Here is an 8,293-nt window from a genome sequence, read left to right on the forward strand (position 1 = left end):
CCTAGGCGGTACCGTTGCCTTGACCTCAACGATTGTTGAGGTTGCAGCCTGGGTTCATGAAACACGTACTCACCGATCTCCACGAAACCCGCACAGATTCCCCGTTCCCCGGCCTGACCACCCACGCCTACCTGTGGACCGGGCCCAACGTGCTGTTCTATTCGATCGCCACCGACTCCGAGTTCGACGAACTCGCCGAGCTCGGCGGTGTCACCGATCAATATCTGTCGCACCGTGACGAAGCCGGGCCGATGCTGAAAGCCATTGCCCAACAATTTGGTTCGGCACTGCACGCGCCCGAGGCGGAACTTTCCGACATCACCGAGCATGGCCACGTCGACGTCCCGCTGAGCAGCCGGCACACCGATGACAACGGCGTCGAGGTCATCCCCACGCCCGGACACTCGCCGGGCAGCACCTGCTACCTGGTCCCCGGCTCAGAGGGTCGGTATCTGTTCACCGGTGACACCCTGATCCGCAACCAGGAGGGCAACTGGTGGGCCGGCTACATCGAGGGCATCAGCAACGCGGAGTCGATGGCGGACAGCCTGCACCTGCTCGCCGAGCTGGAGCCCGACGTGGTGATATCCAGCGCGTTCCAGGGTGATTCGGCAGTCCACCGGATCGAGCCGGGACTTTGGCGGGATCACGTCGAACATGCGCTGGACGGACTTCCGACGCGTTCGGGGAATGCCCGCCGCCGCTGACACCTTGTGTGGAGTCATGGACCTTGGATTTCACGTACCCATCTTCGACATCGACGGCGGGACCACCGCGATCGCCGGTGAGTTGGCCGAGGTCGGCGCCGCCGCCGAGGCCGCCGGCGCGACCTGGTTGTCCTTCATGGACCACTTCTTCCAGATCGAGCCGACCGGGCGGCCGGCCGAGTCGAACATGCTGGAGGGCTACACCACCCTCGGCTACCTGGCTGCCCACACCTCCTCGATCACCCTCGGGCTGCTCGTCACCGGCGTCACCTACCGGCACCCCGGGCTGCTCAACAAGATCGTGACCACGCTCGACGTGCTTTCCGGCGGGCGCTCGGCACTCGGCATCGGCGCCGCGTGGTTCGAGCGCGAGCATCGCGGTCTCGGGGTTCCGTACCCGTCGCTGTCCGAGCGGTTCGAACGCCTCGAGGAGGCGCTGCAGATCTGCGACCAGATGTGGGATCCGGACAACAACGGCCCGTTCGTGGGCAAGCACTATCAGCTCGAGGAGACGCTGTGCTCTCCGCAGCCGATCAACAAGCCGCCGGTGCTGATCGGCGGCGGTGGGGAACGCAAGACGTTGCGGCTGGTCGCCCAGTACGGCGACGCGTGCAACCTGTTCGCCACGTCTCCCGACGACGTCGCCCACAAACTCGACGTGCTGCGCCGGCACTGTGACGACGCCGGCCGCGACTACGACCGCATCCGCAAGACCGTGATGGTCCACGACCCCGGTTCCGAACAGGTGAACCCCGACGAGTTCGTCAGCTCGATGGCCGGTTACGCCCGGGTCGGGGTGCACACCGCGATCGTGACCCCGACGACCGGCGCCCCGGCAGCCTGGATCGACGCGATGTCGCCGGCGGTCCCCAAGCTGGCCGAGCTCGGCTAGTCGTACCGCATCCACCCCGGGTCGTCGAGATACCGCTGGGCCAGGTCCACGGTTCCCGGTGCGTACCCGTCGGTGAACGCGATCGCCGCGTCGGCGTCGGCGTGCGACGCCACCCACGCGGTCAGCATCAGCCGGCGCAGCATCACGAACGTCGGGATCATGTTCAGGTGGTCGCCGGGGATGGCCCGCACCTCGCGGTAGCCGCGCAGCCAGTCCGCGATCATGTGTTCGGCCTCCGGGGTGTGCTCGATGAACGACACCACCGCACCGAGATCGGCCAGGTACCAGGACCAGCCGCAGTCGTCGAAGTCGATGACGGTGATGCCGGCCGGTCCACCCGGGTTGATCATCAGGTTGGCCATCCGCAGATCGGCGTGGATCAGCCCGAACCGGTCCGGCTCCTGCCCGAAGTCCGCCAACGACGTCGCCACCTGGGCCGCCGCCCGCTCCACGGCCGCCACCCCGTCGGGGGTCAGCCCGGGGGCCTCGCGCCAGTTGCCCCACCGGGCAGCCGGCCCGAGGGTGGCCTCCACGTCCCACCGGAACCGGCTGAAGTACTCCGGGATGGTCCAGCTCTGGACGTGGGAGTGCATATGCGCACACAGCCGGCCCAGCTCGTCGAAGCCGACCGCCTCCGGCCGCTCCTCGGCGGTACAACCCTCGATGAACGTCACCGCGTCGACGTGCAGCATGTGGTCCCCGACCACCGCGGCCACCACGTCGCGGCCGTCGCGGGCCGGGATCAACTCCGGCGTGGCCACCGGCGTGTCGGTGCGCAGCGCGGCCATCCAGCTGAGCTCGGAGCGAATCCCGTCCAGCGAGTGATAGCCGGGCCGGTGCACCCGCAACACCATCGGCTCGTCGTCGGTCACCTGATAGGTGGCGTTCTCCGACAGGCTGAGCAGGCACAACGCCGAATCCGGGTCTCGGCCGTAGGCGGGCAGCGCAGCGCGCGCGTAGCTCTGGTGATCGGGCGGCAGTCCGGACATCCCCACAATTCTGACGGAGGACCCCCGATGCAGCAGACTGAGGTGCGATGGGTTTCTCGAACATCATGGATTCGAACAGTTACCGGGGGCAACCGCCCGCCGGTGACACCGAGCCGCTGATCGCCGCGCGGGAACGACTGCTCGGCCCGGCGAACCGGCTGTTCTACGAGCGGCCGGTGCACATCGTGCGTGGCCGGGGTGCGCATCTGTACGACGCCGACGGCCTCGAGTACCTCGACGCCTACAACAACGTCGTGAGCGTCGGGCACTGTGAGCCCCGCGTCGTCGACGCCGTCACCCGTCAGATGTCCACCCTCAACACCCACACCCGTTACCTGCACCAGGGGATCCTCGACTACTCCGAGCGGCTCCTGGCCGGCATGCCGGACGCGATCGACCAGGTGATGTACGCGTGCACCGGTTCCGAGGCCAACGACCTGGCATTGCGGGTCGCGCAGATGTACACCGGCGCCACCGGCGTGATCATCACCACCGACGCCTACCACGGGAACACCGCGGCGGTGACCGCGATCTCGCCGTCGCTGGGGGGTGCGGCAGCCCTCGGCGCCCACGTCCGGGCGGTGCCGCCGCCGGACAGCTACCGGGTGCCCGCCGACGAGCTCGCCGGGCGCTTCGCCGCCGACGTGTCCCGCGCAGCCGAGGAACTGGTGACGGCGGGGAACGGGGTCAGCTGCCTGGTCCTGGACACGATCTTCTCCTCCGACGGTGTGTGCGCCACCCCGGATGTCCTGGGGCCGGCCGTCGAGGCGGTGCGCCGGTTCGGCGGCGTGTTCGTCGCCGACGAGGTCCAGCCCGGTTTCGTCCGGACCGGGGAGGCGATGTGGGGCTTCGACCGGCACCGGGTGGTGCCCGAGCTGGTGACCATGGGCAAGCCGATGGGCAACGGGATGCCCGTCGCGGCGATGGCCGGCCGCTCCGAGGTGATCGCGCCGTTCGCGACGGGGGTGCCCTACTTCAACACCTTCGCCGGAAATCCGGTGTCGATGGCCGCGGCCACCGCGGTGCTCGATGTGATCGACGACGACGGGCTGCGCGACAATGCCCGTGAACTCGGGGCGGTGCTTCGCCGCGAGCTGACCGGCATGCGCGACCCCCGCCTCGGGGACGTCCGCGGGGCGGGCCTCTACATCGGTGTGGAGATCGTCAGCGACCGGCAGGCCAAGACCCCCGACCGCGCCGAGGCGATCCGTCTGGTCAATGCACTGCGCGAGCAACGGGTGCTGATCTCGGTGTGCGGCACACAGGGCCACGTCCTCAAGATCCGGCCGCCGCTGGTGTTCTCGCAGAACGACGTGGACTGGTTCTGCTCGGCGTTCGCCGACGCGCTGGCGCGGTGACGCGCCCAGCCGGCGCGGGCAGGTTCGCGCCGAGCCCGTCTGCCGATCTGCACATCGGAAACCTGCGCACCGCCGTGCTCGCCTGGTTGTTCGCGCGGTCCACCGGGCGTCGCTTCCTGATGCGCGTCGAGGACCTCGACGACCGCACCCACACCGACATCGCGGACCGACAACTGGCCGACCTGGCAGCCATCGGCCTCACCTGGGATGGACCCGCCACCCGGCAGACCGAACATCCGCAACGCTACGACGCCGTAGTCGATGAACTGAGCCGACGCGACCTGCTGTTCGAATGTTATTGCACCCGAAGGGATATCGCTCAGGCGCCACGTGCGCCGCACGCCCCCGAGGGGGCCTATCCGGGAACCTGCCGGGACCTCACCGAAGCCGAGCGGCACACCCGTAGGCGCCAGACCGGACGCCCCCCGGCCCTGCGGCTGCGCACCGACACGGCCGAGTTCACCGTCCACGATGTGCTGCACGGCGACTACACCGGCACGGTCGACGACTTCGTGATCCGCCGCGGTGACGGGGTGCCGGCCTACAACCTGGCGGTGGTCGTCGACGACGCCGCCTCGGGGGTCGACCAGGTGGTGCGCGGAGACGACCTGCTGGCGTCCGCACCCCGGCAGGCGTACCTCGCCCGGTTGCTCAGCCACCGCGCGCCGACGTACGCCCATGTGCCGCTGGTGCTCAACGCCGCCGGGGTGCGGCTCGCCAAACGCGACGGTGCGGTGACCCTCGCCGAGATCGGTGTGCAGAAGGCACTGCACCAGATCGGCGAGTCACTGGGCTACGCGTCGCTCACGGTCGACGGCATGCTCGCCGAGTTCGATCCGCAGCGGTTGCCTCGCGCACCGTGGGTATACCGCCCGGGATGAGCAGAACTCTTTGGTCATCGGCCGCCGAAGTTCTTGAAACCGATCTCAACCCGCTGTAGTGCCGTCGTGAAAAGGTGTGCACCATGGCACGTCATGAAGCGGACGTCATCGTCGTCGGCGCCGGGATCTCGGGGCTGATCGCGGCCCGCACGTTGCTCAATGCCGGGCTGACACCGCTGATCCTGGAAGCCGACGAGCGGATCGGCGGGCGCATCCTCACCGAGGAGGCGCTACCCGGTCTGCCCGTCGAACTCGGCGCGCAGTGGATCGGCGACACCCACCACCGGATGTTCGCCCTGGCCGCCGAACTCGGCGTCGAGACCTACCCGCAGTACGACGAGGGTGAGACGTCCTATGACCTCGTCGGGTCGGGCACGTTGCGGGAGAAGGAATTCCATTCCCGGTTCGCCGGCGAGCTCAGCGATCTCGAGCGGGTGTTCCGCCGCCTCGACGAGCTGGCTGCCGAGGTGCCGCCGGAAGCTCCGTGGCTGGCGCCGCATGCCTTGGAGTGGGACGCCGTCACCGCGGGTGCGTGGTATGACGCCCAGGGCCTGTCCCCGGTCGCCCGGACGCTGCTGGAGATCTGCACCGTAGGGATCCTCGCGGTGCCGACCGTCGAGGTGTCGTTCTTGCACCTGCTGTTCACGATCCAGACCTGCGGGGTGACCGCCGAACTGTTCGCCGAATCCGAGGGGGGTGCGCAGACCACCCGGTTCGAAGGCGGCACCGGCGAGATCCCGAAACGACTGGCCGCCCTGGTCGCCGACCACCTGGTGCTCGACAGCCCGGTTCAGCTGATCAAGCACGACACCGAGAGCGTCACCGTGCACTGCCGCGGCGGACTGGACGCCGCCGGCCGTCGGGCGATCGTGGCGATCTCACCGACGCTGGCCGGCCGGATCATGTACGACCCGCCGCTGCCAGGGTCTCGCGACCAGCTCACCCAGCGGATGCCCAACGGGGCGGCGATGAAGGCGTTCTTCGTCTACGACGAACCGTTCTGGCGCGCAGACGGACTCAACGGCCAGCTCATCTCGGATGTCGGTCCGGCGCGGATGTCCAACGACACCTGTCTGCCCGGCGACGACCACGGGGTGATCCTGCTGTTTCTCGAGGGTGAGCAGGCCCGCAGGTACGGCCGGATGCCGGTGGACGACCGGCGCGCGGCGATGACCGCGGAGTTGGTGCGCCATTTCGGCGACAAGGCGGCCCGGCCGCAGTTCTACGTCGACGGCGAGTGGGCCGAGCGGCAGTGGACGCGCGGCTGTTACAACGCCAACATGGGGCCGCTGGTGTGGACCACGTACGGCCACGCGCTGGCCGCGCCGATCGGCGCGATCCACTGGGCCTCCACCGACACCGCCACCTTCTGGAGCGCCTACATGGAGGGTGCGGTGGAGGCGGGCGAGCGGGCCGCGCACGCCGTCATCGACGAGCTGAGATAGGCCGCACTTGGAGTCGACCGCACTGCCGCCGTCACCGAGACCGCCGGTCTCGACCGGGGGTGATCGGCAGCGTCGACATGCCCCGAAGCGTGACGTTCTGTTTGTACTCGGGCTCTGCAGCCAGGGTGGCGTCCGGGAAGCGCTGGGTCAGCGCCGAGAGGGCGGCGCTGGCTTCCAGGCGAGCCAGCGGCGCACCGAGGCAGAAGTGCGGCCCCTTCCCGAATCCGAGGTGGCGGATCGTCGGACGGTCCGGGTCGAACTCGTCCGGGCGGTCACCGTTGCCGGGGTCGCGGTGGGCGGCGGCCAACAGCAGAAGCATGTTGTCGCCCTTGGGAATTGCCAACTCCCCGATCGCCATGTCCTCTCCCGCGATCCGGCCGATCAACTGCACCGGTGGGTCGTAACGCAGCGTCTCCTCGATCACTGCGCCGACCCTGGACGGGTCGGCGGCCAGCGCCGCCCACTGCGGCGGATCACGCAGCAGCGCCAGGATCGCGTTGGCGATCAGGTTCACCGTCGTCTCGTGCCCGGCGACCAGCAGCAGATTGCACGTCGCGACGATCTCCTCCTCGGTGAGCTGATCACCGGACTCCTCCACACCGATCAGTCCCGACATCAGGTCGTCACCAGGGTCGCGGCGCCGTGCCGCGATCAGCTGCCGCAGGTAGTCACGCAGCCACAACCCGGCCTGCATGCGCTCCTCGAAGCCGCCGCCGGCCTCACCGGTCACGGTGACGAACGGATCCAGTGACTGCGCGAGCAGCGCCGACGCCGCGCTGAACTCCGGTTCGTCTGCCAGCGGCACGCCCAGGAGGCGACAGATCACCGCGACCGGAAGCGGGTACGCCAAGCCGGTGATGGCGTCGAAGAGGCCGGACGCCCCGTCCAGCAGCGAGTCCACCAGCCCGGTGATCTCGGGTTCCAGCGCTTTGACGACCTTGGGGACAAAGGCCTTGCTCACCAGCCGGCGCAGCCGGGTGTGGTCGGGCGGGTCCAGGAACAGAAACCCCGGCGGGCCGAACGGCCGGGCCGAGGCGCCTTCGGCGACCATCCGTTGCGCGACGGTGGACTTCATCCGGTCGCTCGCCGAGGCCGGGTGACGCAGCACTTCGTCGCAATCGGCGAAACTCGAGAACACCGCCAGGTTGTTCTGCGGCAACAGCAGCGGGCCCTGTTCACGGATCCGGCGGTAGTGCGGGTACGGGTCGGCGCGATGGGCCGGGTCGAGCAGCTGCAGCAGCAGCGACTGCGGTTCTGCGGCGGCGGTCATGTTCTTATTGTGCACATGTCCAAGACGGTGCTGGTCAGGATTGCTTCGAGTAGTAGTTACCCAGCACGTGCTCACGGAGTGCGTCGAAGCGGTCCGTCGCGATCGAATCCCGGATGTCGTCGACGAGGCGGATGATGAACCGCTCGTTGTGGATCGTGCACAGCGTCGACGCCAGCATCTCCTTGGACTTGAAGAGATGGTGCAGGTAGGCACGGGTGTAGTTGGCGCACGTGTAGCAGTCGCACTCCGCGTCGATCGGGGTGAAGTCGCGGCGGTAGCGCGAACCGGTGATGTTGTACCGGCCGGTCGCCGAGTACACCGCGGCGTTGCGCGCCACCCGCGACGGGGATACGCAGTCGAACGTGTCGGCGCCGGCCTCGACGGCGGCGAACAGGTCGTCGGGCTCGCTGATCCCGAGCAGGTGACGGGGCTTGTCGTCGGGCAGCTCACTGCTGACCCAGCCGACGATGGTGGCCAGGTTCTGCTTCTCCAGCGCTCCCCCGATGCCGTAACCGGCGAAGCCCAGGCCGGCGAGCCCGCGCGCCGCCTGCCTGCGCAGGTCCTCGTACTGCGCGCCCTGCACCACCCCGAACAGTGCCTGCGGCGGCTTGTGGCTGCACAGCTCGGACAGCCTGCGGTGCTCGGCCACACACCGCACCGCCCACTCGTGGGTGCGCTGCACCGAGCGTTCCTGGTAGCCCCGGGTGTTGACCAGCGTGGTCAGTTCGTCGAACGCGAAGATGATGTCCGC

At 68.8% G+C, this 8,293-nt stretch carries 8 protein-coding genes; 5 read left to right on the forward strand and 3 right to left on the reverse strand.

What is annotated here, in order from left to right:
* Positions 1 to 56 precede the first annotated feature (56 nt).
* Positions 57 to 707 (forward strand): MBL fold metallo-hydrolase, encoded by a 651-nt coding sequence (locus WA944_RS25810; RefSeq protein WP_526370950.1) that lies wholly within the window; start codon positions 57 to 59, stop codon positions 705 to 707.
* Positions 708 to 723: 16 nt separating this feature from the next.
* Positions 724 to 1,599 carry an LLM class F420-dependent oxidoreductase gene (locus WA944_RS25815; protein ID WP_526370952.1) on the forward strand — a complete coding sequence of 292 codons (876 nt, stop codon included), beginning with the start codon at positions 724 to 726 and terminating at the stop codon, positions 1,597 to 1,599.
* Here the strand turns inward: WA944_RS25815 and WA944_RS25820 are convergent.
* On the reverse strand, positions 1,596 to 2,588 hold the full coding sequence (locus tag WA944_RS25820) for a phosphotransferase enzyme family protein (RefSeq protein WP_526608178.1): 993 nt from the start codon (positions 2,586 to 2,588) through the stop codon (positions 1,596 to 1,598). The genes WA944_RS25815 and WA944_RS25820 overlap by 4 nt on opposite strands.
* Positions 2,589 to 2,635: 47 nt before the next feature.
* On the opposite strand from WA944_RS25820, the gene WA944_RS25825 reads away from it, so the two are divergent.
* The 3 genes from WA944_RS25825 (at position 2,636) to WA944_RS25835 (ending at position 6,272) form a co-directional block, all read left to right on the forward strand.
* Positions 2,636 to 3,946 carry a class-III pyridoxal-phosphate-dependent aminotransferase gene (locus WA944_RS25825; protein WP_526370956.1) on the forward strand — a complete coding sequence of 437 codons (1,311 nt, stop codon included), beginning with the start codon at positions 2,636 to 2,638 and terminating at the stop codon, positions 3,944 to 3,946.
* On the forward strand, positions 3,943 to 4,827 hold the full coding sequence (gluQRS, locus tag WA944_RS25830) for a tRNA glutamyl-Q(34) synthetase GluQRS (RefSeq protein ID WP_526370958.1): 885 nt from the start codon (positions 3,943 to 3,945) through the stop codon (positions 4,825 to 4,827). The genes WA944_RS25825 and gluQRS overlap by 4 nt, the downstream gene beginning before the upstream one ends.
* 83 nt (positions 4,828 to 4,910) lie before the next feature.
* Positions 4,911 to 6,272: a flavin monoamine oxidase family protein gene (locus tag WA944_RS25835; protein ID WP_526370960.1), complete on the forward strand. Its 1,362-nt coding sequence runs from the start codon at positions 4,911 to 4,913 to the stop codon at positions 6,270 to 6,272.
* A 31-nt stretch (positions 6,273 to 6,303) separates the two neighbouring features.
* Here the strand turns inward: WA944_RS25835 and WA944_RS25840 are convergent, their stop codons facing one another.
* Positions 6,304 to 7,542: a cytochrome P450 gene (locus tag WA944_RS25840; RefSeq protein ID WP_526370964.1), complete on the reverse strand. Its 1,239-nt coding sequence runs from the start codon at positions 7,540 to 7,542 to the stop codon at positions 6,304 to 6,306.
* 34 nt (positions 7,543 to 7,576) lie between these two features.
* The coding region (locus WA944_RS25845) for a tRNA-guanine transglycosylase (protein WP_526647481.1) at positions 7,577 to 8,293 on the reverse strand (717 nt) is incomplete at its 5' end.

This window comes from Mycobacterium sp., from assembly GCF_049683355.1.
GTDB lineage: Bacteria > Actinomycetota > Actinomycetes > Mycobacteriales > Mycobacteriaceae > Mycobacterium.

Bases quoted from the DNA above. Each gene is read 5' to 3' on its own strand.
- WA944_RS25810 (WP_526370950.1), top strand. From the start codon at position 57: ATGAAACACGTACTCACCGATCTCCACGAAACCCGCACAGATTCCCCG.
- WA944_RS25815 (WP_526370952.1), top strand. From the start codon at position 724: ATGGACCTTGGATTTCACGTACCCATCTTCGACATCGACGGCGGGACC.
- WA944_RS25820 (WP_526608178.1), bottom strand. From the start codon at position 2,588: ATGTCCGGACTGCCGCCCGATCACCAGAGCTACGCGCGCGCTGCGCTG.
- WA944_RS25825 (WP_526370956.1), top strand. From the start codon at position 2,636: ATGGGTTTCTCGAACATCATGGATTCGAACAGTTACCGGGGGCAACCG.
- WA944_RS25835 (WP_526370960.1), top strand. From the start codon at position 4,911: ATGGCACGTCATGAAGCGGACGTCATCGTCGTCGGCGCCGGGATCTCG.
- WA944_RS25840 (WP_526370964.1), bottom strand. From the start codon at position 7,542: ATGACCGCCGCCGCAGAACCGCAGTCGCTGCTGCTGCAGCTGCTCGAC.